The following is a 26125-nucleotide window of genomic DNA, read 5'->3' as shown; positions in this document are numbered from 1 at the left end:
ACATTTCTTTGTCCTTATGCTCCGATCAGACTCTGGTCAAAAGCAAACAGTGCCTCGTTGATTTCATACACATTGTAGTTTCCCCGTTCGACAAAATATTCTACAATGATATCGAATTTGCTCGAATGGGAAAGGGTAAATCCTGCCTTACCCAGCATCTCCTGCATCTGGGCAAGCGGCAGTTCCAAAGCCAGGGCAAATGCCAGCACCGTAGGTTTGGATGGCTTATAGAATTTATCCGAACGGATCTTCGAGAAGAGCTTCCGGTCAATGTTTGCCTTCTTGTAGCACTGGGCATCCGTCATGCCGCTTTCGTCAATCTTCCGCAGCAGCATTTCCGAAAAACTCTCATCAATCTCTCCCAGTGCCTCTTCCAAGGATTGACTGCTGCAAGATTTACAGATTGCTTCGGACGGCAGCGGGGCAGGTGCAGCTTCAAAACAGGATTCCTCTGACAATACTTCGAGCCGCCGCCTCTGTTCTGCCCGTCTGTCGGTATGTTCCTCCACATACCGGTCATCTATGTACGCCGCGATATCAGCAAACAGTTTTCCGCTAATTTGATATGCCTTTCGGTCAAAGATAACGATGTAGACCATCATCTCATTTTCCAGCAGGAATGTACTGATGGTATCGACTGCAACCTTCAGAGCCTGGTCTTTCGGATAGCCGTAAATGCCGGAGGAAATCAGCGGAAAGGCCATCGACTGACAACCATTTTCTTTTGCCAAGTTCAAAGATGTCCGATAGCAGGATTCCAGAAGCTCCTGTTCCCGATGCTTGCCATCCCGCCAACGCGGGCCGACTGCATGGATCACATATTTGCAGGGTAAACGGTACCCCTTTGTGATTTTTGCGCTGCCGGTCTCGCAGCCATGTAGCATACTGCAGTCTGCAAGCAGCTCCGGTCCGGCGGCACGATGAATGCAGCCGTCTACACCGCCGCCGCCCAAAAGAGACGTGTTAGCCGCATTGACGATTGCGTCAACGCTCATTTTTGTAATATCGTTCCTAATAATCTGTAAGGGCACAAAGCATACCTCCCATTCATCAATTTAACTTTCTATCTGTATTATAACTTCTTTTATGTTGAGATACAAAATTCAAGTCAAGAGCAATCAATAAGCAACATCATCACAAATATTTTTTCACACAAAAAAAGCCCGGTGCAGCATGAGCATTACCCCCACACTGCACCGGACATTCCATCATCTACTATTCTCTTTATTTTCTTCCTGCCGCACTTCCTGCTCATGCAGCTGCTCTTTCTTCTGTTCGTCCTCTTTCAGGATTTCCTGCACAATCTTCTGTGCCACAAGCCAATCCTGCATTTCCGATTTGGTCTTGCGATACTCTGCATAGGAGCTTTTCTTTCGTTCCAGAAGTATCGCATACTCTGTGTTCAGCTCGCTGATGCGCGGGAGCTTTTTGTCAGAACCGTTCTCTTTCTTATAGGCATCAAATGCCTTTTTCGCTGCGCTGCGTAAGACCAGCATATCTCGATGGGCTTCATAGAACTCTCGATTGTAGCCGGATGCTTTATACGCGGCAAAAACATCTTTTGTCTTGGCATAATTGATTAGATGCTTCCGCAGCACCGACACTTCCGACATCCGTGCCTCATCTGCCTTTACAGATTCCAGCAGCGCATCGCATTTTTCAGAAATCCCATCTGCTTTTTCTTTCAGCTCTGCATAGCTCTTGATTCCATGCTCTTCCATGAACATCATAGCTTTCGCCATCTGCTTCAGATTAAAGACTTTCGCCCAACGCGCATATCCCGCGCCTTTGCCCGCCTGCATTTTGGCACGGACATCAATCAGGAACGACAGCTCCGCCTTCTGATGCACCTGTGCTGACCGTGCGCTTGTGCGGGTTTTCTCTGCAAATTTGCTTTTGTGAACCGCATTCCCGGCAATCACTCCACAGAGTTCTTCAACCGAATATCCTTTACCAAGAGAACGGAAACGAGCAAATCTGGCGTGGCCTTTCCCCCGCAAGGCAGGCTGTTTTCCATCTTTATACTCGTACCCTGCTTCCTGCAAAATTCCAATCAGTTCCTGGAAGTCTTTTGGCTTTCTTTCCAATGCTGCATCAATGGCCTCACAGATTTCATCCCGCTGCGACTTTTTCTCCGGGTATTCCGTTCTCTTCTTCCGCTCCCCGTAGGGCTTTCGGACAATGACCGACAACCGGTGTTCCAGGCAGACGATATCACTGAGCCTTGCCAGCGCAAGACCGGATAAGCGAAAATCTCGGAATTTTCTGGTGCAGTCTAATGTAGTTGAATTAAAAATAATGTGGTTATGAATGTGCGCGCGATCAACATGGGTAGCCACGATAAATGCGTGTTTTCCCTTGGTGAATCGCATGGCTGTCTCATACCCGACCTTGTTCGCCTCCTCCGGCGTGATTTCTCCGGGCTTAAAGGATTGCCGAATCTGATATGCAATCACATCATGCGCCTGGGTTCTACCGGTGATATGCTCATACTGCCGTTTAGAAAGCAGAAATTCTTCATCACAGGTCTTTGCGTCACAGGCATACGCGCTAATGTATTTTCCATCTTCCGTCTTTGCTGCATTCTCAGAATAATCAGTACGGTCAGCCAGACACTGCGCTACCGTCTTTCCTTTATTGATATGCAGCGCAATTAGTCTTGTAGCCGCCATTCCTTATTCCTCCATCTAAAAAGAGCTACCCGAAGGCAGCTCTTACCAATTCACTATTCTCATTTTAACATCCGTTCTCGGTCATAAGCTCCCTGCAAATAAACGGCCTGCTTGATGATTTCTTCCATGTCGAAATAGATGCACATGATGCTTTCATAAAGCTTCCACACATTAGATTCGCTGCCGCCCACCATTTCCATCAGCTGGTCTTCCATCTTCGATTGCTCAGACTGTTTTTCCTGATAAGCAGTCTCATCCACAAAATGATTCTCTCCATCTGTTTCCTCGTATCGTAAATCATAATAATCTTTCATAAACTGAATCTCCATCAAATCCCTCCTGAACTCAAATTGTCAAAACATCCTCTACACGCTCACATAGCCGCTCCATCAGTTCCATAATGCCACCCGCACCAACCGCAGCTGCGAACAACCCCATCTCAATCAGGGTCAGCAGGAACACATCCGTCCAGCTCGCCCGAACCACCGAATAGATGCCGCAGCCAAGAACGAACAGCATAACCGGCGAAAGCACCCACAGGGATAGCTGCATCAGCAGATTCCAGATAAAGCATAGAAATCGCAGCAGAAACGCAACCGGCAGCAACAGGATTTTCAGCACCAGCTTCAACAAAAAACATACGATCTTCATGGATTTCACCCCTTCGTTTTTCTTTTCATCTTCATTTTATCGTACCTGCTTGCCAAACACCACGATGTCAACAGGTAGACCAAAAAATATGTAACGGCACAGACAGTTTCATCTGTGCCATGTGCTGTAGAAATCCCGCACATTTGCGCCGTCAGCGAATACCAGAAAGCCTCTTCAGGATCAGCTTCTGCATCTCCCAGAGTTCATCCAGCCGTCTCTGCAAATCCCGGATATCCTCCGCATAGATGCTTCCAGATTCATTGGCGCGTTTTGCGTACTGATTCAGGTTGTTGCTGCATCGGCGAAGAAGGATGGATACCTGCGCCACATCCGACAAATCAAGATTTACGCAGTACCCGTCCATCGCCATCTTTCTCATATAGGCACCGGTATTGCGAATCCCCAATTCCTTCTGCTTTTCACGAATCCTCGCCAGCTCTTCCGGGTTTACCCGGACATTGATCCAGTGTTCCCGAACACTCATAGTGCCACCTCCTCATCATCCCGATGTGTCATCGGCGGAATGCGCCCTGCACGGTCACGCAGCTCTGCCAGGACAGACGGCTTTTCTGTTGTATTCTCACGGTCAGGATCATCATTTCCACGGTCATCCATATTCAGCAGTGCGTCCAGTTCTGCCAGTCTTGCGCTCTTCTCTGCCAGTTCTGCCTCCTGGGGAAACGGTTTTCCAAGCTCGGCCTGCGCAGCTTCCTGCTGGCTCCTAAGACTGTCCAACTGCTGTTCTGCCTTTTCCAATCTTGCAGGAATCCCGGCAAGAGCATTGTCCAGACGCTGGATATTACCCGCAGCACTGGTGCCGATGGGTACCCGGTGGGTCATCTCGCCTTTCAGCAGTACCTGATACTCTTTCTGGAAGCTGTCAAATGCCAGTTCCATCTTGAAACCTCGATAACTGCCAAGCGGTACCGGCTCCAGACTCTGATTGGCTTTACAGATTGCGAGGATTGCTTCACCGGCCTCGGCTTTTTCAGTAAATTGCGCGCCATTCACCTCCATGCCGCAGAACCCCTCTTCCGGCAGCGGATGTGCCGCCACCGTCCGGATATCCGACTGAAAGCCCTTGATGAACCCCTGCGTTTTCTCAATCTCAGCTGGAAAATATTTCATCAGCTTATCCTCCAATCGGTACTGCTGACTCTGATGGTCTGCCTTCAATACTTTCAGCCTTGCAACATCTACATCCAAGTCCATTTTTTCCTTGATCTGCGGGTCTCCTGCACAAAGTGCTTTGATCTCCGCATAGGAAAGTGCCTGTTCATCCACATCATCACAGGAACGAACCGGAGATTTGCTGGTCATGATCTGACTGATAAACTTCTGCTTATTCTCCAGTGTCTGATAGAGGTAGGCATCAAAGGTTCCTTCCGTCACATACTGATAAACCTGCACCTCTTTGTTTCGGTTGCCCTGACGGATGATACGTCCATTTCGCTGGGTCATGTCCGCAGGCCGCCAACCTACATCCAGATGATGCACGGCCACCAGCCTGTCCTGCACGTTCGTGCCTGCGCCCATCTTCTGTGTCGAACCTAACAACACCCGCACCTGCCCAGTACGGACTTTGGCAAACAGATCCTTCTTTTTTGCCTCGGTATCAGCATCATGGATAAATGCGATTTCTTCCTCCGGTACGCCGGACTGGATGAGTTTGGCGCGGATATCCTCATAGACATTGAAGGTTCCATCGTTCTTCGGCGTGCTGAGGTCGCAGAACAGTAACTGGGTCAGCTTATCCGACTGTCCTTCCTCATAAATCCGAAGCACATTCCGCACACAGGCGTTGAGCTTGCTATTTGGGTCATCCGGCAGGAGCGGATTCATCAATCGCTGATCCAGTCCCAGCTTTCTGCCATCCGATGTGATTTTCAGCATGTTATCGACCGACGGGTCTACCACACCGGAATGCACAGCCGCCGCCCGTTCCGAAAGCTCCGCCACCATCGCCTGCTGATGCTCCGAAGGCTGCACCACCACGGTTTCAAATTTTGCCTCCGGCACCGGCAAATGCAGCTGATCGGAAGTCTTGATATCTGCCACTTCCTTGAACATATTCATCAGCTCCGGCAGGTTGAAGAATTTTGCAAATCTTGTTCTTGCCCGGTATCCGGTTCCTTCCGGTGCCAGCTCAATGGCTGTGGTGGTCTCACCAAAGGTAGAAGCCCAGCTGTCGAAATGGGTCAGCCCTTTCTGCTGCAACGTGCCGTACTGGAGATACCGCATCATGGTGTAAAGCTCCGTCATGCTGTTGCTAACCGGGGTGCCGGTCGCAAAAATGATGCCGCGCCCGCCTGTCAACTCGTCCATATATTGGCACTTCATAAACATATCCGAAGATTTCTGCGCTTCCGATGTGGACAAGCCTGCAACATTGCGCATTTTTGTGTAGAGGAACAGATTCTTAAAGGCATGTGCTTCGTCTACAAACAGTCGGTCTACGCCCAGCTGCTCAAAGGTAATCACATCGTCTTTTCGGTCGGTTGCCCGGAGTTTCTCCAATCTCGCCTCCAATCCTTTCCGGGTCTTTTCCATCTGTTTGATGGAGAAACGTTCGCCATTCTGGGATTTCATCTCAGCAATGGCGTTTTCGATTTCATCAATCTGGGCAGTCAAAATCCGCTCCTGCCGTTCTGCGGACACCGGAATTTTCTCAAACTGGGAATGCCCGATGATGACTGCATCGTAATCACCAGTAGCAATTCGTGCGCAGAACTTCTTTCTGCGGGCCGTTTCAAAGTCCTTTTTGCTTGCCACCAGCAGTTTTGCACTCGGATACAGGCGCAGAAACTCGTTTGCCCACTGAAGGGTCAAATGATTCGGAACGACAAACATGGATTTCTGGCACAGTCCCAGCCGTTTTGCCTCCATAGCAGAAGCGGCCATCTCGAAAGTCTTACCGGCACCCACTTCGTGGGCCAGCAGTGTATTGCCACCGTACAGCACATGAGCAATGGCATTCTGCTGGTGTTCCCGCAGCCGGATTTCCGGATTCATGCCGCCAAAGCGGATGTGGGAGCCATCGTACTCACGAGGACGGGTACTGTTGAACAGCTCGTTATACTTTTCCACCAGGTCCGCACGGCGATAAGGGTCTTTCCACACCCAGTTCTGGAACGCATCCTTAATGGCCTGCTGTTTCTGCTGGGCGAGGGTGGTCTCCTTTTTATTCAGAACCCGCTTCTGCTTGCCGTCTGCATCCTCCACGGTATCGTAAATACGAATATCCCGCAGATTCAGCGTATCCTCCAGAATTCGATAGGCATTGGCACGGCTGGTGCCGTAGGTCATATAGGCATGAACATCATTCCGGCTCGGTGTACTCTTACCGGTGATCTGCCATTCTGCCGTCATGGGAGAGAATTTCACTTCAATATTTCTGCGCAGATAGAACGGCGGTTCAAAGGTTTCTTCCATAAACTGCTGGATATAATCCCGATTGACCCATGTGGCACCAAGGCGCACATCAATCTCCGACGCATCCAGGTCTTTCGGCTGTGCTTTCTTCAAATATTCCGTGTTTACCGCAAAGGCAGGGTCAGAAGCCGCAGCCAGTTCTGCCACGCGGAGTTTTTCCCGGACATTGCCGGACAGATATTCATCAGCCGTCACCCAGCCGGTTTCCTCGCCGCCCTGCGTCATCGGGTCTTTGAAAATGACACCATGCAGTTCCTGCTGGATTTTTTCAAATTCTCCCGGTGTACCTAAAAGCTCCGACATATAGGGCAAATCCACTTTGCCGCGCTCTCCGATGGAGATTGCCAGAGCCTCTGCCGGAGTATCTACGCTGGTAACAGCCCGTTCCGGTCGAATCGTCCGTTTGGTGAACATATCCGCCTTGGATTCCAGCCTGCCGTTTTCATCTACATTTTCCAGAGAGCAGAGCAGATAATAAGACGAATCTTCTGAAAAAGCCTGCGCATTTGCACGGGAGTTGATAAGCCCATACTGATCGGCGAATCGGTCATAGGCTACATTCAGTTCCCGCTGTTTCTGGGCAATCGCTTCCTCCGGGTAATCGTTCAGCTGATAGTCGATCAGTTCCTGCACAATGGTGCGAAGCTCCACCATGCCTTTGATCCTGCCGGTGGCTGTCGCAGAAAGGTCAGCCTTCCGCATGATGCTGTTCTCACGGAAGTAGACATCCCCATCCACTACGGCATAGGAGAAGTTCTTGACATTGGGGTCTGCCGGAATAGTTTCGCCCTGCAAGGACAACTCCTCCTCCGGTGCCAGCTCCTGTGCTTCATAGTGACCGCCGATGTGCTGCACCGCCTCATGCAGCTGGTCTCCCAGATCCTCATCCGGAATCGGAATGACCGTACATTCTTCCTTGCCGTACTGGGTACTTTCCGTTGTAATCTCACCCAGCACCATTTCCGGGTGGTCAACAAAATAGCTGTTGAGGGTAATACCCTCCGATATCAGCCCCAGATGCACCCAATCCGGTTCGATATCAATGGGATGGTCTCTCTTTTGCAGAAAAATGATATCCGACACTACATCTGTACCGGCATTGGCACGGAATGCGTTGTTAGGAAGTCGAATGGCTCCCAGCAGTTCTGCCCGTTGCGCCAGATACTTTCGCGCGTCCGGATTCTTGGAATCCATCGTGTAGCGGCTGGTAACAAAGGCCACGATGCCACCGGGACGAACCTGATCCAATGCCTTGGCAAAGAAATAGTTGTGGATAGAAAATCCGAGTTTATCATAGGGCTTATCGCTGACACGGTAGTTGCCAAAGGGCACATTGCCCACGGCCAGATCATAGAAGTCGCGCCGGTCGGTGGTTTCAAAGCCTGCCACCTTGATTTCTGCCTGCGGATACAGCTTTTGCGCAATGCGCCCGGTGATGGAATCCAGTTCCACACCATACAGTCTGCTTCCCAGCATGGAATCCGGCAGCATATCGATGAGCGCGATGCCCTTAGAACCGCGCCGCACATACCGGCGCATCGTATTGTTCCAGACGTCGAACTCCGCACAGGCGGTTGCGTCCGGGCGCTGGGCATGGATCATGACCTGCTCGTGATACGGGTATTTGTACAGCCTCGACGCGGTGGCGAGGAAGGACTGCCAGCGCTCCAGGCTTCCGGTCAGCTGCCGCTGAGCTTCTTCCGACATTCTTCGGTACTCCTGCAATTTGCTTGCCATAGATCACGTCTCCTTTCCAAAAAGAAAAGAGCGCCCACATGCCATGGACGCTCCCGATTTGAATTGTATTCAGTTTTTCCGTCTGATCTCAATCATCCGGCGCGGCTTTTTACCCGGCGCATTGTGCCGGAGTCCGAACACCATATCCGGCGTCCGTTCAAAAAAGCCAATATCTTTTTTCCAGCTCATCCCGCATTTGCAATGCTGCAGGCCGATGAACTGCTGTTTCATCTTTCGTCCGCAGTTCGGGCAGACCTTATTGCTCTTTCCCATCGTCTTAAATATCCAGACTGTTTTCATTCAGCAGGAAATCATAGACGCTCATAATCAGGACACCATTCTCATTATAATACGGTGCCGGAGTATCCTTGGTGATGATAATTCGCTTGAAGAAATCTCCGGTCAGCATCAGAGAACGCTGTTCCTGCTCCATCTTCGCCTGATCCGGAATCGCGTAAGCGGACTGGATATAGTAGCGTTTGGAGCCTTTGTTGCAGACGAAGTCAATTTCCAGCTGTTTGCGGATGCTGTTGCCCTTTTCGTTGGTATCATACTGCATGATAACACCCACATCCACATTGAAGCCGCGGATTTTCAGCTCATTGAAAATGATGTTTTCCATGCTGTGCGTTTCTTCCAGCTGTCTGAAATTCAGGCGGGCATTTCTCAGCCCCATGTCGGTGAAGTAGTATTTCACCGGGGTATCAATGTATTTTTTGCCTTTTACATCATACCGGACAGCGCTGTCGATCAGGAAGGAATCGCAGAGATAATCAATATACTTCTTGATCGTATTGCTGCTGATTTTCTTGTTCTTGACCGACCGGAAGGTTGCGGCAAGTTTTTCAGGGTTTGTCAGCGAACCGATTGCGGAGGATAGAATGTTCAGAAGCTCTTCCAGCTCCGCCTTGTTTCGGATGTTGTGCCTTCCGACAATATCCGAAATATAGGTCTCCTCAAAGAGAGATTTCAGAAACGCGATTTTCTGATCCGGAGTGGTAAAGCTCAGCACCAGCGGCAGACCGCCGTACAGCATATACTCATTCCAACCATCCTGCTTCGTGCCGGGATAAACCGACATGAATTCCGCAAAGCTGAGTGGGTACATATGCACTTCATCGCCGCGTCCTCTGAACTCTGTGATCACATCCTTGGAGAGAAAGCGGGCATTACTTCCGGTCACATACACATCCACATTTTTCATTCGGGTCAGGCTGTTCAGGATTGCCTCAAATTCCCCAAGCAGCTGCACCTCGTCAAGCAGCACATAATACATGCCGTCGTCTTTGATCTTCTCCTTCAGGTAAGGATAGAGCACATCGGGATCGCGGTACTGCTTGTTTTCATAAGCATCAAACGCAATCTCAATGATGTGGCTTTTTTCTATTCCTTCTGAAAGCAGGTAATCCTTGAAGAGAGTGAACAGAAGATAAGATTTTCCGCATCTCCTCATGCCGGTTATCACTTTAATCAATCCGTTATGCTTCTTGCTGATCAGCAGATTCAGGTAACGGTCTCTTTTAATTTCCATGCAGCGCACCTCCTATTGCGGATTTTTGCGGTTTACTGCAATTATCCGCAATAGTATTATACCACGCGCGAAGTCATTTTACAACCGGTCTACGAAAGATTTTTGCGGTTTCCCGCAAAAATCTGAAATAGGAATCAAGCCGTATTCCGAAATCCGGTGCGCCTGCACCTTTTTTCGGAATAGAATCAGATATCGAAATCGGGGTAGAGCTCCAGCTGCCCGAACTCCTCATCGGTCATTGTTGCCAGTTTTGTAAGCGTTGATTCGGTCAGCGACAACAGCTGCACCTCGTCGCGTTCCAGGTACTTCTTCATTTCCGTGAGCTTCTGTATCAGGCCGGTGCGGCTGCTGCCGGCGCTGTAGATGCACATCAGATTCATCTCGTCATTGGTGAAATTCATCATATCAGATCCCTTTCTGCGCTTTTCGTCTGCGCGGTCTTTTCGCTTCTGGACGGCGCGGGTGCATGGAGCATTGCCAACACGGAAGGCTTTTTGCCCGGTTCAGAAACCTGCTTATCTTCCTGAACGACCTGTCTGGCTGCTTCAAACAGAGCCGATAAATCGGGAGCCTTGGGTTTGGTCTCCGGCTGTTCCTTTGGACCGTTGTTGATGATGCCGTCGATCATCCCGTAATCGTCCTCCATGGACATCTCCGCATTTTTCAGGTAATTGTCCGGAAGAAACGCCGGAAACTGAACAAAGCCCACGCTGTCCACATAATGAGAGCTTACCGCACCCTGCTGCTTTAAGACAACAATGTCGCTGACAGACAGGCTGTGCCCGGTAAAATCCTGCGGGTGGGCAGTGTTGAACTTCATGTACAGGTCATCCAGGCGGGCTTCTGTACTGCCGTCAGACGGAAGAGAGCCGGAATAAACCGCCTCATAATGGTCAAATGCAGGCTCAAGACCATGTTCCCGGAGATACTGAGAATTCATAAAGCGAAGCTCGGCCAGTTCCGGATCTCTGCGGAGCTGATAAATGCAGTAGCTGTCTGCCGGATTCTGCTGGAAGGCTTTCTGCCATCTGTTTTCCGTGGCGACAGGAAACTGCTCCTTTACCGCCTCCCAGTCTGCGCGGTCAATGCCGAAAATGCCGTCATGATTCAGAATCTCCGTCTGTTCAAAAGCCATCGCCTCGGTATTGTCCCCATAGAGAAGATATACCGGCACATCGCGTTCAAACAGCTCCATGGCGCGTTCCTTTGTCAGCGGGAGCATCGCATCATCCGTATAGCCGTAAGCGTTCCGCGCCTCCACGGAAATTGCCGGGTCAGCCGGAGTATCCGTCTCCGGCTCCGGGTTTTCCTGCACAGGCGGCTCAATGGCAATCACCGCATCCTGCGCGGCCTGCAATTCATCCAGTATCCCGATGTCCGCAACCTGAAGCGGGGCGTTCTGCCCGATTCCATGGGAGTTGCAGATTTCCAGTGCCGATTCGGCCAGCGTGCTGATCTCCATATCCAGCTGACCGCCGTCGAGTTCCTTCATGGATGCCTTATCGTAAATCGTGTAATCCACGCCGGTGTCCGTGCGCTGAACATGAAGATACCGGTCATCCACGGCATAAAGGCGCTCCATCGCCATGGCAGGTTCAGCAGCAATCAGCTCCGCCTCGCGCTCTTTCAGGATTTCCGCATAGTGCCGGTCGATATCGTTGATAAGGCCGTCGGCGGTCTTGCTGATCACCTCCAGGCTTTCCCGCAGCTCCGGCAGGGTTTTATCCTTTGACCAGGACGCGATATAGCCGAAACTGTTATCACCGGTGGCGATGCCGTAATAGGCGCACACTGCATAGGAGATGCTTTCCGCCTGCACCTCTTCGGTACTGCGGGAGAGTTCTGGTGTTTTCTCCTCAGTATCTTTGGTTCGATTGTGAAGCAGCGCGTGCGCCATCTCATGTATGACCGCAGATACCGTCTGCACCTCGCTCATGCCTTTGCGGATGGCGATATCCTGATGCTCCAGATCAAAGTAACCGTCCATACCGCCGCCCATTACCTCAATGGAAATGGGAACCGGAGAGGAGCGGCGCAGCGCCTCCATGAACACATCGTAATTCGCCACATTGCCCGACAGGTCATGGGCCAGCTGAGGCAACGGCCTGCCCTCGGTCTGCGAAACGTCGAACACCGTCACCGGCTTGTACATGGGAATCTGGATGGTCTTTTCCTCCGTAATGATTTTCCCGTCCGCATCCAGCATGGGAAGCTGCGTATCCGGGTCGAGCTTTTCCTGCTCGATTTTCTTCTTGAAGGGAGTCGGGGCAATGATTTTTATGCCGTGTTCTCCCTTGATGACATTTCTGCCGAACTGATTCTTCCATTTGTTGAAGCCCGCCACCAGCGTGGCGTCCGGTTTCTGCATGTGGATCAGCACCTGATTGTTTACACTGTAATGGTGAAACCGGCTCATGGTCTGAAGATACTGCGCATAGCTCTCCGACTGGAACAGCTCTTTGATGCCGTCCTCAATACTCGCCGTGATCTCCTTCAGCCTGTCCCGGCTGCTCTGTTTTTCTGCCATATACCATCCTTTCCGGGAAACAGGGCGCAGAGCCGAAGCCCTGCGCCTATCTCCCTGCATTATTCGTCCGAATCGCGGCCTTTACTTCTGTCCGGCGGGACGGTGCCGGCCTCCTTTGCACGCCTGCTGGCCGCCTCGCGCCGCGCTCTGGAAAACGGCTCACGGACGGAAACACAGCTTTTCGGCACAATATAGCTTTTCGCACCGGCAGAGGAGCGTTTTTTCTCCTCATACACTTCTTCCGGACATTTTTTGCAAAGGGCGTCCAGCTTTTTAATCAGCCTCCTGTCATAGGTGTAGACGCTGGCGGTATCGTCTGCATCGGAAAACAGGATGATCGTTTCGCGTTCTGCGGGGCTCAGCTTCATGCGCCGGTTTTCTCCCTGTCAAACTCCAGAGCATAGCTGGATTTCTGCCCGTCGTCCGTCAGTACGAGGTAGGCGGAATAGCTTTTTCCGGTCTTTTCGGAATACATGCCGCTGACAAAAGTTTTTCCATCCTTCAGAAGCGCCTCCGCCATCTTTTTTGTCAGAATGATGTGCTTTGCGGACAGATAGCGGTTGTCCTTCCAGAGTCCGAAGCGGCAGTCGCGGCGCTCACAGAAAAAGCCGGTCTTGCTCTCCGTAACCGGACCGCCGCAGCGAGGGCATTTTCCAACCACCGGGCGTCCTGACGGGAACAGCACCTCTGCACCGCTCACAGGTTCGTAGTCGCGCACCAATTTGGAAACCATGCGGCTGATCTGCTCCATGAACGCCTCTGGGGAGAGCTCGCCGCGCTCGATCTCTTTCAGCATGTTCTCCCATTCCGCAGTCAGAAGCGGAGACTGAAGCTGTTCCGGAAGCACCGTGATCAGGGAGATACCGATGTCCTGCGGAACCAGGCTGACCGCCTTTTTATTCTTCTTTCGCTCCACAAAACCGGAGGAAACCAGCTTCTCCAGAATCCCGGCGCGGGTGGCGGGTGTGCCCAGCCCCTTGCGCTCGGCATCATCCGGCATCTCTTTCGCCCCGGCATTTTCCATGGCGGAAAGCAGCGTATCCTCGGTGTATCGGGCAGGCGGCTTTGTCTTTCCTTCCTCCAGCGAAACATCAAAACTGTCAATGGACTGTCCTTCCGTCATCGGAGGGAGTACCCTTTCCTTCTGTTCGCCCGCCGCATAGCTTTTCCAGCCGGTGTTCAGCACCGTTTTTCCCTTTGCGGTGAATACCTGCCCGCCGCATTCAACAGTTACTACCGTTTCCAGATAGGAATACGGCGCACTGACCGCCATCAGCACCTGACGGGCAACCAGCTTCAAAACCTCGCGCTCCCCGGCCGTCAGCGCAGAGAGTTCAGCTTCTCCGGCAACCATCGTGGGAATGACGGCATGGTGATCAGAAACCTTACGGCTATCACAGACCTGCTTTGCAGATACATCTCCGACCGATACGCCGAGAATCCCGGCGGCGCAGGCAGCGACGGCCGGAACCCCGCTTTCCATATCGTCCGTCAGGAAGCGGCTGTCGGTTCGCGGATAGGTACAGAGCTTTTTCTCATACAGGGACTGAAGGTAGCCGGAAGTCGGAGAGGGGCGCGGAGCTTGGTCTATCCGGCGGCGGTGCGGCTCCCTTTTCTCCTGTGAGAAGTTCAACGGCTTCGGTAAAACTCTTGCCAAAAAACTCCATGACAAAATCAATGGGGCCGCCGCCCTTGCTCTGGCTGTGGCGATACCACTTGTTGCCCCGGACGGTCAAGCTGTCGTGCCGTTTCCATCGGTATTCCTGTCCGGCGCGTTCCAGCGGTTCCCCCTGCGATTGCAGGAACAAAACAAGGTCGGCTTGGTTCGCCCGGTCTATCTGTTCTTGGGTGTAGTACAAAAAACTCACTCCTTTCATCGGTCTATGTCGTGCCGCTTTGTGCGGGTCTGTGTCTGCTCCGGCTGGTCGGCGCGGAGTGCAATATCCACGCATTTGCGGATTTTTTGAAGTTCGGAAACATCGGCGCGGGTATCTTTCAGTTTGGCATAATCGCTGTCCCTCTGTGTTTTGAGGTCGGCATATTCCTGTTCCCATTCCGCAATAGGCAAGGTCTTTGTTCCTTTCGGCAGATTTGCATGGAGATAGCGGCTTGCTGCGTTCCATAGGGTCAACTCGGCGCGGTGGGCTTCCTCGTACTTGTCGCGCTTGTTTGTCCAGCCGTTTTGCAGCTTTTTCAGCTCATCGTGAACGGGCTTGTACTCGGTGTAGTTCTTCCCGTATTCAATCAGCTTTTGCAGCTTCTTCATGCGTTCCTCGGCGGTTTTCATTCCTGCCCGGATAGTGTCGGCCTGTTCGCTGACAGAGGAAAGGGCTGCGTCCAGCTCATCAAGGGTAGAGATACCATGCTCGGTCAGATAGTTGACCGCTGCCGCTATGGTTTTCAGTTCATCGGCTGTGTGCTGTTGTTGCCAACGCTGCGAATACTTCCGGCTCTTTTCTCTCTGAACGCTCAAATACTTCATCAGCAGATTTGCAAGGCCGGGGGATTGTTGCGGCTGTTCCGGGGCGGTTTCCCACGCTTTGAACAGGTCGGCAATCCATTCTTTGAGCTTTCCAATCTGCGCTCGGATTTCCCGTATAAGGCGGTTTGCCTTTTGGATATTCCGGTTCAGTTCGCCTTTCTCGGTGGCAATACCTTTCTTCTCCATCTGGCAAGCCGCCACGCCCATGTGGACGGTGGGTATCTCGCCAATGCCGCGCTCGGCGTTGCTGCGGTGGTCGATACGCTCCGGGCTTCCGGCTCGTTCAAGGTAGGCGTTTGAAATATCCGCCCATGCCTTACGCCACAAGAGGGCGTTGCCCTTGTCGTTCCAGCCGGTCAGGTCAACTTTGTGCGTCTTGTATCTGCCGCTTGGCAAGCGGATACGCTCGCCGTTTTCATCAAGGTCATATTCCTTTTGGGACTTTGCCGCCCATGCGCCGCGCTCGTCAAGGGGGCGCATGGTAAGCATGATGTGACAATGGGGATTGCCCTTGCCGGTGTCGTGAATGGCATAATCAACGCACATTCCTCTGGAAACAAATTGAGAGGAACAGTATTCCCGGACAAGCCGGATTTGTTCCTCTCTGGATAACTCTATGGGGAGCGCCGCGTCAATCTCTCTGGCAAGCTGGGCGTTCCCGGCTTTCTCGTAAAGCTCCACGCTGTTCCACAAGGTTGAACGGTCAGAGAAAGAGGGCGGGGCGTGGGGTGGCAGCATAATTTCCGTATGGACAACACCGCCTTTGCGGGTGTAGTCGTGTGTCATTCCGTCCCACTCATTTGTCAGCTTTTCGCCGCTTCGGTAGGCGGCTGCGGCAACGGCTGATTTGCCCTTGCCCCGGCTGACAATGCTGATATTACAATGATAGATGGCTATGGGTATCACCTCCCGGATAAAATGAAAACCCGCAAAAATGGTACAGACGCCAAAGGCTGGTATACTGTTTTTGTGGGTGTGCAGGGATAGCCGCGTAAGCGGCGCAAGGGGTGCAGCCCCTTGTTGCGGCAAAGCCGCCAATGTCGGTCAGAGAGGGAAGCAAGCGGCTTTCTCTCTGTGCCGACAAGCCCTCGGCAGAGCGCACGCACCCGTAAGGGTGTATAAGTGCGCCCTTTGTACCAAAGGGATTATTCGCTTTTCCCGCCCTCGGTGCGTTTTTTCAGATAGCCCCGCGCTTCCTCGCTCGTCAGGGCAAGCCGGAGAAAGGCGGCGGCTTCTTCGTCGGTCATGGTCTTTGCTTCTGGCACAATGCTCTCAAAGACCGCACCCCGGACGATCAGCCGATGGCTGCGCGTCCTGCGTTCCTCTTGGGATAACTTTTGCCGCAACACCTTTTCCCGATTTTCAAGCTGCCGGATTTTCTTCTTCCCGTCCTCAATCTCGGCTTGCAATTCCTCGCGTTTTTTTTCTCTCGGTTTCGTCATGGGTGGTCACTCCTTTCTACCTGTCGGCATAGAAAAAGGACAGTCGATTTCCTCGGCTGTCCTTTTGATTAGGGTGTTTGGTTTACTCCGTTCTGCTCAATAAATGGGAATATTAAATATCAATACGCCCTTTAATACATTCCTATTAAAACATCAGCTTCGATTGTCAAATGTGTGAGAGTACGCCAATCAACGCAATCTTTTTCAACGCAAAAGAGAAGCGGCGTCATTTCAATAAACGACATTCTTTGTTCTGATGACAACTGTACGGTGGCTGAAACCGTTTCTCTTGAAATGGTTTTAAGATATTTCTCAAAATATTCAACGACAGACTCATTTGAATAATCTGGATTTTTCAAGTGTGCTTGCACTTTAGTCCTGATTTCCCTCAAATGATTTTTCGTAGGAATTACTTTCACAACATATCCGTTAGGAGATAGCAATCGCTGAAATTCTTTGTAGTGTGCAGGCGAAAATATGTCTAAAATACAATCCATACTTCCGTCTTTCAAAGGGATTTTTGATAAGTCAGTAACAAACCACTTCACTGCTTTGCGCTTGTCTTTTTTTGATGCAATCTGTATTGCCTCCCTTGACAAGTCAAAGGCAAAGATGTTTCGTTCTGTTCTTTGCTGTATCTGCCTTGCATAGAAACCCTCGCCGCAACCAACATCTAAAATGTTTCTTATAGATGGCGTATCAGAAATAAACTGTATGATTTTCTCCAACACAACATCATACATGCCATACTCCAAAATTTGGTGCCGGTTTTCAAAAGACCGCTTGCTGTAGTTGGTTTTGGGCGATGATTTTAACAACAAATTTACATACCCATATCTTGAAATATCAAAGCAATGTCCATGTCTACAAATTAGGCTATTGCCTTGTATATCCATTGATTTTGTGCAAATTGGGCATTGAAAATAAACCTTGCTGTCTGCAAAGCGTGATAAATTATTATTCATTTGTTTTTCCTCCGTAATTACATCTCTGCTTCAATAAGCGAGTTATGCAATACGGATAACCGCAACATAACTCGCGGTTTTATCTTAATCTCATAAATGTAACAATTGTGTTGTCCTCCAATCAATTCCGCAGTATTACTCTGCTTTTAGAAAAAGTATAGCACAAAACTATGAACATTTCAACTCTATTTCAGCCTGTCGGCGACGTTGCTCTCTCTGGCATACCGCCGCGCCGCTTCCCGCCGTTCCTCGCTGTATGGGGCGGTCAGACGGAAAGAGAAGCGGCCTTTCTCAATGTCAAACTCCATGCAGCCCGTTTCCGGGTCTGCGTCGGTCTGGCGGCACACATCGGGGTGCTGCTCGGCATAGGCGGCAAGCCGCTTCTTCAAGTCGGTGTTGTGGGTACGGATATGGATCAACGGGTCTTTCTCATCAAACCAGATGTCTGTGATCTTTTTTTGCTTGGGAAGCCCTGTTCGCATAAACTCTCCTTTCTGCGCCCTCGTTTGGAGAGAGGGGCATTTTTGAGGGAATTTTCCCGGCTCTTGACTTGGGGAAAATGGGGATTTTCAAATAGAAACCGCCCCGGCGAACCATTCTTCGTCCGGGCGGTTCCTATCGCGTGATTTTCGTTTTTTCCGGCTCTTGACCGTCCTGCAAGCTGTCGGCAAGTATCACTTTGAGCAGCTTGTCGCGGAATGTTTCTGTGCCGCTGTGGTTGAAAAACAACTCCGCAACGATGGTCTGTCCGTCCCTCTGTGTCGTGATAACACTGTCGGGGGATTGAGGTGTCCCGTTCTGTTCTGCCATAGGCGGCTCCTTTCTCTGGGTGCAAAAGAGGGATTTCCCGTAGCCCGGAAAATCCCTCTTGGTTGTCAGTATTCGGTTTTACTGTGCGGGTGCTGCGGCGGCTTCCTGTGCCTTTTTCTTTGCCCGGTATTCCCGTGCTTTCATGCGGTCATACTCCCGTCGCTTTTCAAGGTTACGCGCCCGGTACTCCCTTGAATACTGCCGGTGGTAGGCGCGGCTCTTTTCCTTTTGGGCTTCCTCGATTTTCTCCCGCATTTGCCGGATTTCCTGCTCCGTTGGCTCTGTAAGCTGTGTCACTTCGTTCTCAAATTTGCCGATATAGTTGAAATATATCCCGATGTGCTGAATGGCTTGTTTTGCCCTTTTCTTGTCGCGCTCATGCACTTCAATCCGGCTGATAAACTCGTTGAGAATGGCGGGGGTCAGGTCGGTAAAGGCAGCGTAGCGTTCCGTCAGCTTCAAAAACTTCTGCGCCCGTCCGCCCGCGTTCTCAAAAGCGGATAGCTGCTCTTGCAGCTCGGCAAGCTCCGCTTTCAGCGCATAGTATTCTTCTGAATACTTCTGCGACATTTGCTCATAGCGGTCTTGCGGGATCGTGCCGAGGGCGTTGTCCTCATAGAGCTTGTTCAGCACCTTGTCAATCTGTTCAAGGCGCGTCGTGATTTGCGGGATACGCTTCTGCTGTTTCTTGGTCTTGTCGGTCTGCTGCATGGCAAGGTTCTTTTTCACTAAGGCTTCAAATTCCGCCCAGTTGCTGATAGAATAGTCCTCGATTTTCTTCAGCACTTCCGCGATGGTCTGCATGAGCAAATCCGCGTCAATGATGTGCGGGGAATTGCATTTGGGGTTTTTGGCTTTTCCCTTGTGGTACTCGCTGCAATAGGCAACATGACGCTTGCCGCCATTCCGATAATCTATGCGAATGTGCATTTTCGCACCGCAATCCTTACAGAAAAGCAAGCCCGACAAAGGGTGGATTTCCCCGTCCCCGTTGGGGCGTTTGACGGGCGCATTTTCCAAAATCCGCTGTACGGTTTCAAAGTCGGTGCGGTCAATAATCGGCTCATGCACATTTTCGGTTATCTGCCATTGGCTCCGGTCTACATAGTGGTTCCGCTTGTCGCGGAAGTGCTTTGTGGTCTTGAAGTTGACAACATCACCGCAATACTCCTGCCGTGTGAGGATATGGGTCAGGGTGGCTTTGTTCCACTTATAGCGGTTGGCCTCATTGAGCGCCCTGTTTTTACAGGTTCCCCGCCCGCGCTCTTTCATGTAGAATGTGGGCGTTGGGATTTGCGCCTGCGTGAGATATACGGCAATTTGGTTTCGGTTTTTTCCGTCCAGAAACAGGCGAAAAATCAAACGAACAACTCCGGCGGCTTCCTCGTCGATAATCCAAAAATCCTTGTTGTCCGGGGATTTGACATAGCCATAGGGGGCTTCGGTGGCAATCGGCTTTCCACTCATGCCCTTCGTCTTAATGCCGGTCTTTACTTTCTTGCTGATGTCCTTTGCGTACCACTCCGACATGATGTTGATAAAGGGCGCAAACTCCAATGTATCGGGCTTTTCGCTGTCTATCCCGTTGTTGACTGCGATAAAGCGCACATTGTTCCGTCTGAATATCTCCATCGCATTGCCGACTTGGAGATAGTCACGCCCCCAGCGTGTCAGGTCTTTCATAATGCAGACACCGATTTTCCCGTTCTCTACATCGTCCATCATGCGGGAGTAGGCAGAACGGTCAAAAAATCTGCCGCTTTCGTCATCGTCAATGTAGTGCCGGATATTGGTTAAGTGCTGCCCTCTGGCGTAGTTCTCCAAAAAGATTTTTTGGTTCTGTATCGAGTTACTCTCACCGCCGTCCCTGTCCTCGTCGCCCACGGAAAGGCGGGAGTAAAGGGCTGTAATTTTACTATAATCAGTCATGTGCATAACCTCCTGTGCGTCCATATAGGCTTCCTTTACACTTAAAATTATGCACTCCAACGAGCAGAGCCGTACTCCATGCCATGACGATATTTCTTGGCATTTTTTCCTTTCAGGTACACGGCAAGCCGCAGACCTGCTCCGCAGCACACACCAATCAGCAAATCCATCGGATGCAGACTTGGCATCGGATTGGAAAAAGCTACACCCAGGGCAGAAAGAAAGCCGAGGACCTTTTCAGACATGTCTGCGCCCTCGGCAATTCTCCACGCTTCTCCCAGATTGGTACATACAAGACCGGCAATGAAGTACGGCAGGTTCAGGATCAGCAGCTTCTTGGTCTTATTATTCATAGATCACGCTCCTGACTTTTGTGACGAACCTTATCCGGCAGAATTGCAGCAACCAACTCTTTGAGCTTGTTAAGCTGCTCCAGAACACTCGGTTTTTCCTTTGCTTTCAGCTTGCGGTTGGTGAATTCCTCAAAAGCGGAAGTCAGTGCATCCGCATCCTTCGCCTTAAAGAACACCGTGTATTTGGGTGGAACCACATTTTGGTCTTTCGTAATGGCATAATCCACGCCGTATTTCCGCGCTACCTGTTCAAAGCCTTTCAAATCCGTTTTCTCAATGGGGATACTGCTGACTCCCTGATTCTGACCGATCAGTTCTTTGATGCTCTGCTTTCCAACCGGAAGCTGTGCTGTTTTCTGAGCCACTTTCGACTGATGGTGCCGTTTCCACGCATTATAGCCATTCACAATGGTGCGAAAGGTCAGTTTCGTGGTACTGATTGCCAGATTGACGGTACGATTTTCAACTTCTTCCTGCATGAATCTCCGCCTCCTTCCTTACAAACTGTCCCGGTCCGGTGCCGGTTTACTCTTTTCCTGGGGCTTTGCAGCCTTTTCCTCCATCTTCTTCACCATGTCATCCGGAACCGGAATCGCCATGATGCTGCGCCCCATGCGAACGAACATCTGGGGCTGATGGAACTGCTCCTCAAATTTCTGCATCTGCTCCGAGGTCAGAGAACCAAAATCATCCTCTGTCAGCCCAACCACCAGAAAATCACCGGCATAAATGTCCTGCATATCTCCGTCTTCGGTGTAAATTGCACGGTTCAGCGGCAGTCCATTGATTTTACCGGATTCATTCAGAATAATGGCTACTTCATCCTCAAATGGGTAGGTTACTTCAATATCGCCGCCAACCATTGCCTGCAAATCTTCCAGCTCCGTGCCAACACTGATTTTCTTCGGGTAAGCATTGGGCTGTACCAGCAGCACATCCATTGTCCTGGTCTCTGCCAGTTCATGTTCTCCCACGGTCTTGAAGTCCACACCGGTGAAATCGCCGGAATCCAGAACATAATCCTGATTATTCCACGCCTGCGTCACCATGCGTTCCGCGTCTTCCTGTGAGGCAGCTTCCACAGAAACCTTTCTCTGGAGAGTCTCTGTAATCTCCACATCAAATTTCTTCATAGGCACCTCCTTAGATCAGGCGCAGTGCCGGAACCAACTCGCCGCCAATGGAAACCACCGTCAGGTTTTCGTTCACATAGTCGATGGTGCGTTCCAGCGTAAACAGATTGATGCTGCATTCGTTGCCGTTCTGGTCGATTTCCGAAACTTCCGCAGCTCCCAGCAGATAGCGGGTTCTGTCAGTCTCGATCACATCGCTCTTATCATAATGGAGAAGCAGTTCCCCATCTGCCACCAGATCAGCCTCCATCTCATCGTAAACATCCTCAAAGATGTCTCGACTGCCAGCCTCGGTCAGAAGTTCGCCGCCAGCCCCCGGCAGGATCACCATCACAATGCGTTCCTTCGGGTGATCTTCACGGATTGCCTCCAGCATCACCCAGTTATGAAGCATCGCAATGGACTTCTCAAACATGGAATCATCCATCGGATTCGGCTGCGATGCACCGTGCGGGCAGTTCTTGCAATCCATGCTGCACACTGCGTTGTTCTGATTCTTCTTAAAGTTCATCATCATAAAAATCTCCTTCTCATCGTTCCATATCTCGTTGTTTACTTCGCTGCCACTTTTCCAGCAGCCGGATAATCGTGTCCTGCATCTGCTTCGGCGTATAGGATTTCGGGAAATACTTCCGAAGAACCTCGTTTTTAATCGTCACATGGTCAAGCTCATCCTTTTTGATTTCATTCATCACTTCACACATGGCATCCAAGGTACAGCCGCCCTCCTGCGAGAGCTTTTTCAATCGCTGTGCCTGCGACAGGGATGGGGATGCCTGTGCATAGTCCATTGCCTCCAGAAATTCTTTCTGTTCGGACGGTTTCAGGTAAGACAGCTCTACCGCCGGATTAAAGGCGATTTTCTTCTCATCCACCATGTCCAGAATTTCTGGAATCAGGTTGGTAAGGCGGATAAAACGTTGAATCTGCCTTTGACTTTCTCCCATCTCCTCAGACATTACTGCCACCGATGTTTGTAACTTCTCGCCAAGTTGGCGAGAAGTTGTCTCAGGCTGTAAATCTGACCTTTCTCCCTGATGCTTCATCGCCTCCAACTTCATCTTGTAGGAAAACGCTCTCTCGCTGGGAAGAATATTCTCCCGCTGCAAGTTGCTGTCCACCATAAAGATGATTGCTGCATCATCGTCCATTTCCTTAACGATGACCGGCACAGTCTCCAAACCTGCCAGCTGCGCCGCATGAAGTCTGCGGTGTCCTGAAAGAATTTCAAATCCGCCTTCCGGGTCAGGTCGGACAATCAGTGGTGATACCACACCGATCTGCTTGATGCTCTCTACGGTCTGTTCCATCAGCTCGTCATCCAGCACCTTAAAGGGATGCCCTTCAAAAGGATGCAGGTCAGAAAGCGGCATCTCCGTCCTCTTCTCCTTAGCCGCAGCGTCGGCAGCTGAGCCACTGCGGTTTTCTGTTGTAATACTGGTTTTTGCTTTTGCCATTCAGCTTCTTAACCTCCTTCCAGCGGTGATAGATGTCATTCTTACCTGCGAAAAACGCCTTTTTTGCCTTGCACTTCATAGATCAAGTACCTCCTTAACGACCTGCTGTTTTTCTTTTCCAATGCTCTTTCTGCGGTCCTCTCCGCTGATTCGCACCGGCGTACACATTTCCAGAATCCTGCTGTAAATCCGGGCGTATGCCACATCCTGCGGATTGCGGATTTCTGCAATTTTCAGATTGGTTGTGATAATGACTGGAAGCCCGGACTTATACCGCTCATCAATGACAGCGTAGACCTGCTCCAGCGCATATTCGGTGCTGCGCTCAATTCCCAGATCATCCAGAATCAGCAAAGAATAGTTGGAAAACGAAGCAATATACCTGTATCGTTCTTCCGAATACATGGCTCCCATCTGGTTCAAGATTTTGGAGAAGTTCGTCATCAAAACCGGAATGCCCTGTTCCAACAGCGCATTGGCAATACATGCCGCCACAAAGGACTTTCCAGTTCCGACATCTCCCCATAACAAAAGGCCAAGGTTTTCAGCCTTGACCTTTTCCCACTGCTCCACATAACGTTTTGCCATTTGGATATCCTTGTTGTCTTCTGCAACGGCAAAATTCCATTCCAGAAGATGCTTTTCCTGAATCCCCGTTGCTTTCAGCTGCCTGATTTTACGCTGCCGCTCCAGCAGCTCATCCTGGCGTTTCTTTTCCGCCATCGCTTCCTGCTGACATTTGCAAAGGCAGGGAACAATCTTGTCTCTGCCCCAGAGCTTTACCCTGCACTGCACCGGCGTGCGGCAGTTTCTGCAATACAACAGTCCGTCATCGCCCTGGTATTCCAGCTCTCCGGGTTCTTTCGGCGTAAAGAGCGAATCCAACGCCGCATTCAATACTTCAGGCACCATGTCGCTCATAGGCTGTCTCCTTCCTCAAATGTGTAGTCTGCCGGGTTATACTTTGGCTTTTCTCTCTTTGCCCAGCTTCGGATTGTGGCAAGGTGATTTTTGTAGCTCCTACCGGTGGAGGCCATATACTCAGAGAGCCGTTCCACCCGCATCTGATAATCTCCTGGGAACTCCTGCCGGAGCTTGCCGTATTCCGTGTCAGAGAGAAGGACATTTTCGTATGAGCCATACCGGTGCTGGATTTCCTTCTTCTCTCTTTTATTGATTGTTTCAGTACTTGTTCTATTAGTACTTAATTGCGCGGGATTTTCCGTAACCGGTGTGTCCGTATCCGGATTTACCGTATACGGCTTTTCCGTACACGGTGATTCCGAACACGGCTTTTTCCTTGGCATCTCATAGATCACATACTCCGCTCTGCCCATCCGACCGTTACTCTCACGCTGCTGGTTCCTTTCCAGATATCCAAGACGTTCCAGTTCTTTCAGAGCTGTAAGCACCCCATCTACGCCATCCGGTGTAATCGAAGATAATCCCCGTACCGAATAGTTCCATGTGTCCGGTAAACTAAGCAGCATAGAGAGAAGTCCTTTTCCTTTCAGACTGAGACCCTGATCCCGCAGGTGGTAATTGCACATCGTTGTGTAATTGCTGTTTTTCTCAACCCTGAATACCGGCATGGTGCTCACCATCCTTTTTCGCAGGCTCCGTTTTTTTCTTCGGACATTTGCGCGAACGATCTTCGCTGTCCTCCCGTCGATGGTATTTGCCGGTATCCTGCATCATGCGTTCAAACGCCTGAAGGCGTCCCTCTGTAAAAAGCGTCATTCGATCACACCCCATTTCTTAAACAACTTGAAGAGATGATTCTTTCCCTTGCAGGTCACTCTCGTCTGCTGCACCAGTTTTCCGCTTCTGCCGTAGCAATCCCGGACAATAAAATAGCCCCTTGCAGATTTGTCTGCAAAAGGCATCAGCCAGCCGCTTGGACTGCGGTACAGATAGCGGTGATCCAGTAAGAGAGCTACTGCCGTCTTCTCTGGGATTCCGATTTCCTTACAGAAATTCCGGATGCAGGTGCAATCTTCCGAATTTACAAAGGTGTCGAAGTAGTCTGCCTTGGGCTGTGCCGCATCCAGCTGTTTGCGGATACCCTCAAGCTGCTCTCTCTCGGCTACAAGCTCCTGTGCCAGGGTGTAGATGACCTCCGGATGCTGAATCACCTGATCCAAAATGGAATCGCTCATATACACACCATGCTTGCGGATAGAAGGGAGAACTTCATCAAACACCCAGTGTTCAAATCGTTCTGCCGATGGCAGCTTGCTGTGAACGATCAGCCGGTAAACATCGCCTTCTGTGATAAAGGCGATTTCAACGACCTGCTCTCCAGCATCCCCATACTGATTCACCTTCTGAACGACCCCCTCGCGTTTCGTTAGAGGGCCTCTGCAATGGCGTTTCACTGCGGCGTAGGGATTCACATACCCCAACGCTTTCGCCACATCGCTTGCACAGAAGAAAGTCTTGCCTGCCTCCTGTAACAACCGGATTGAACCAAACTCCTGGTTCTCGAACACCTCCATCATCTGCCTCGACTGTCCGCCATGACTGCCCACATCGGTGTCATGGGTCTTCTGATTGAAATCCGTCATACCTGTTACCTCCTACTCAAATTTGTCTCGCCGGATTTCGGGCGAAAAAAATAGAGCCTCGACCCATTCTCGTTTTCAAAGAATGAGCCAAGGCTCTATGTAACAGGATACCTGATATTATTTTTTTGCAGAATTCGTCAGAACTCGCCAAACGATCCTGACACTGTTTTTCATTCCATTTCAGCCGGATTTTTATCAAAAATCTGTCAAGGATGTGGGGCTAATTTCCCCTCCAAAATGGCCTTCTGTAAACCCATTTTCCCACCCATTAGACTCAAAAATAGGCCGTAAACCCATGGTAAACCCATCAAAATGGGCTAATTTGAAGGTGCCGTCAAGATTTATGCGCAAAATTATTTGCAGGCTCCGGCTGAATGAAGTCAACCGGCAATAGAGGCGTCGTCCAGAGCCGCCTCCAAGTGCTTCATGTTCATGTA

At 50.7% G+C, this 26125-nt stretch carries 26 protein-coding genes and 3 pseudogenes; all 29 read right to left on the bottom strand.

Annotated elements, in window-relative coordinates:
* Positions 1–14: 14 nt before the first annotated feature.
* Positions 15–1031, bottom strand: a complete 1017-nt coding sequence (locus tag ACTNBK_RS11260) for an O-acetyl-ADP-ribose deacetylase (protein ID WP_441146127.1) — start codon at positions 1029–1031, stop codon at positions 15–17.
* A gap of 177 nt (positions 1032–1208) precedes the next feature.
* On the bottom strand, positions 1209–2672 hold the full coding sequence (locus ACTNBK_RS11255) for a relaxase/mobilization nuclease domain-containing protein (RefSeq protein WP_441146125.1): 1464 nt from the start codon (positions 2670–2672) through the stop codon (positions 1209–1211).
* Positions 2673–2731: 59 nt separating this feature from the next.
* Positions 2732–3001, bottom strand: a complete 270-nt coding sequence (locus tag ACTNBK_RS11250) for a protein BART-1 (RefSeq protein ID WP_215696707.1) — start codon at positions 2999–3001, stop codon at positions 2732–2734.
* A gap of 16 nt (positions 3002–3017) precedes the next feature.
* The gene (locus tag ACTNBK_RS11245) at positions 3018–3323 is read right to left on the bottom strand and encodes a hypothetical protein (protein WP_117963948.1); all 306 of its coding nucleotides are present in this window, start codon (positions 3321–3323) and stop codon (positions 3018–3020) included.
* 151 nt (positions 3324–3474) lie between these two features.
* Positions 3475–3807: a plasmid mobilization protein gene (locus tag ACTNBK_RS11240; protein ID WP_117963949.1), complete on the bottom strand. Its 333-nt coding sequence runs from the start codon at positions 3805–3807 to the stop codon at positions 3475–3477.
* A pseudogene (locus ACTNBK_RS11235) lies at positions 3804–8246 on the bottom strand (SNF2-related protein); the annotation flags it as partial. The pseudogene ACTNBK_RS11235 and the gene ACTNBK_RS11240, both read right to left, overlap by 4 nt.
* Positions 8247–8561: 315 nt before the next feature.
* Positions 8562–8765 carry a hypothetical protein gene (locus ACTNBK_RS11230; RefSeq protein WP_117445223.1) on the bottom strand — a complete coding sequence of 68 codons (204 nt, stop codon included), beginning with the start codon at positions 8763–8765 and terminating at the stop codon, positions 8562–8564.
* A 4-nt stretch (positions 8766–8769) separates the two neighbouring features.
* Positions 8770–10023 (bottom strand): ATP-binding protein, encoded by a 1254-nt coding sequence (locus ACTNBK_RS11225; protein WP_117445222.1) that lies wholly within the window; start codon positions 10021–10023, stop codon positions 8770–8772.
* 185 nt (positions 10024–10208) lie between these two features.
* Positions 10209–10427, bottom strand: a complete 219-nt coding sequence (locus tag ACTNBK_RS11220) for a transposon-transfer assisting family protein (RefSeq protein WP_117445221.1) — start codon at positions 10425–10427, stop codon at positions 10209–10211.
* Positions 10424–12550, bottom strand: coding sequence for a YodL domain-containing protein (locus tag ACTNBK_RS11215; protein WP_117445220.1), 2127 nt, complete (start codon positions 12548–12550; stop codon positions 10424–10426). Before ACTNBK_RS11215 ends, ACTNBK_RS11220 begins: the two co-directional genes overlap by 4 nt.
* A 59-nt stretch (positions 12551–12609) precedes the next feature.
* Positions 12610–12918 (bottom strand): immunoglobulin, encoded by a 309-nt coding sequence (locus ACTNBK_RS11210; protein ID WP_117445219.1) that lies wholly within the window; start codon positions 12916–12918, stop codon positions 12610–12612.
* On the bottom strand, positions 12915–14183 hold the full coding sequence (locus tag ACTNBK_RS11205; RefSeq protein ID WP_441146145.1) for a DNA topoisomerase: 1269 nt from the start codon (positions 14181–14183) through the stop codon (positions 12915–12917). Before ACTNBK_RS11205 ends, ACTNBK_RS11210 begins: the two co-directional genes overlap by 4 nt.
* A pseudogene (locus ACTNBK_RS11200) lies at positions 14101–14409 on the bottom strand (AAA family ATPase); the annotation flags it as partial. The gene ACTNBK_RS11205 and the pseudogene ACTNBK_RS11200, both read right to left, overlap by 83 nt.
* Positions 14410–14423: 14 nt before the next feature.
* Positions 14424–15938: a MobQ family relaxase gene (gene mobQ / locus ACTNBK_RS11195; protein WP_131743550.1), complete on the bottom strand. Its 1515-nt coding sequence runs from the start codon at positions 15936–15938 to the stop codon at positions 14424–14426.
* 239 nt (positions 15939–16177) lie between these two features.
* Entirely contained in the window at positions 16178–16474 is a 297-nt protein-coding gene (locus ACTNBK_RS11190; RefSeq protein WP_022030174.1) for a DUF3847 domain-containing protein, read from the bottom strand.
* A gap of 131 nt (positions 16475–16605) precedes the next feature.
* The gene (locus ACTNBK_RS11185) at positions 16606–17439 is read right to left on the bottom strand and encodes a methyltransferase domain-containing protein (protein ID WP_441146120.1); all 834 of its coding nucleotides are present in this window, start codon (positions 17437–17439) and stop codon (positions 16606–16608) included.
* A gap of 185 nt (positions 17440–17624) precedes the next feature.
* Positions 17625–17921 carry a hypothetical protein gene (locus ACTNBK_RS11180; RefSeq protein ID WP_022030173.1) on the bottom strand — a complete coding sequence of 99 codons (297 nt, stop codon included), beginning with the start codon at positions 17919–17921 and terminating at the stop codon, positions 17625–17627.
* 133 nt (positions 17922–18054) lie between these two features.
* On the bottom strand, positions 18055–18249 hold the full coding sequence (locus ACTNBK_RS11175) for a transposon-encoded TnpW family protein (RefSeq protein WP_022030172.1): 195 nt from the start codon (positions 18247–18249) through the stop codon (positions 18055–18057).
* A gap of 78 nt (positions 18250–18327) precedes the next feature.
* Complete coding sequence (locus ACTNBK_RS11170; RefSeq protein WP_022030171.1) at positions 18328–20202, bottom strand: recombinase family protein; 1875 nt, start codon at positions 20200–20202, stop codon at positions 18328–18330.
* Positions 20203–20234: 32 nt separating this feature from the next.
* A pseudogene (locus ACTNBK_RS11165) lies at positions 20235–20531 on the bottom strand (VirD4-like conjugal transfer protein, CD1115 family); the annotation flags it as partial.
* Entirely contained in the window at positions 20528–21010 is a 483-nt protein-coding gene (locus ACTNBK_RS11160; protein WP_215665465.1) for a PcfB family protein, read from the bottom strand. The pseudogene ACTNBK_RS11165 and the gene ACTNBK_RS11160, both read right to left, overlap by 4 nt.
* Positions 21011–21028: 18 nt before the next feature.
* A complete protein-coding gene (locus ACTNBK_RS11155; protein ID WP_002576407.1) occupies positions 21029–21664 on the bottom strand; it encodes a DUF3846 domain-containing protein in 636 nt (211 codons plus the stop codon).
* A gap of 10 nt (positions 21665–21674) precedes the next feature.
* The gene (locus ACTNBK_RS11150) at positions 21675–22181 is read right to left on the bottom strand and encodes a hypothetical protein (protein ID WP_195638405.1); all 507 of its coding nucleotides are present in this window, start codon (positions 22179–22181) and stop codon (positions 21675–21677) included.
* 13 nt (positions 22182–22194) lie between these two features.
* Complete coding sequence (locus ACTNBK_RS11145; RefSeq protein WP_215665464.1) at positions 22195–23121, bottom strand: ParB/RepB/Spo0J family partition protein; 927 nt, start codon at positions 23119–23121, stop codon at positions 22195–22197.
* Positions 23122–23196: 75 nt separating this feature from the next.
* On the bottom strand, positions 23197–24042 hold the full coding sequence (locus ACTNBK_RS11140; protein ID WP_215665463.1) for an ATP-binding protein: 846 nt from the start codon (positions 24040–24042) through the stop codon (positions 23197–23199).
* The gene (locus tag ACTNBK_RS11135; RefSeq protein WP_097772875.1) at positions 24039–24713 is read right to left on the bottom strand and encodes a helix-turn-helix domain-containing protein; all 675 of its coding nucleotides are present in this window, start codon (positions 24711–24713) and stop codon (positions 24039–24041) included. Before ACTNBK_RS11135 ends, ACTNBK_RS11140 begins: the two co-directional genes overlap by 4 nt.
* Positions 24694–24861: a hypothetical protein gene (locus tag ACTNBK_RS11130; RefSeq protein ID WP_171032223.1), complete on the bottom strand. Its 168-nt coding sequence runs from the start codon at positions 24859–24861 to the stop codon at positions 24694–24696. The genes ACTNBK_RS11135 and ACTNBK_RS11130 overlap by 20 nt, the downstream gene beginning before the upstream one ends.
* The gene (locus ACTNBK_RS11125; RefSeq protein WP_215665462.1) at positions 24858–25688 is read right to left on the bottom strand and encodes a phage antirepressor KilAC domain-containing protein; all 831 of its coding nucleotides are present in this window, start codon (positions 25686–25688) and stop codon (positions 24858–24860) included. The genes ACTNBK_RS11130 and ACTNBK_RS11125 overlap by 4 nt, the downstream gene beginning before the upstream one ends.
* 195 nt (positions 25689–25883) lie before the next feature.
* Positions 25884–26125 (bottom strand): hypothetical protein (locus ACTNBK_RS11120; RefSeq protein ID WP_441146115.1); only part of this gene is annotated, 242 nt, incomplete at its 5' end.

It is taken from the genome of Intestinimonas sp. HCP28S3_D6 (genome assembly GCF_052065695.1).
Classification (GTDB): Bacteria; Bacillota; Clostridia; order Oscillospirales; family Oscillospiraceae; genus Intestinimonas.
Note: the sequence above shows the minus strand (reverse complement) of the source record. Positions and strands in the feature narration are given on the sequence as shown.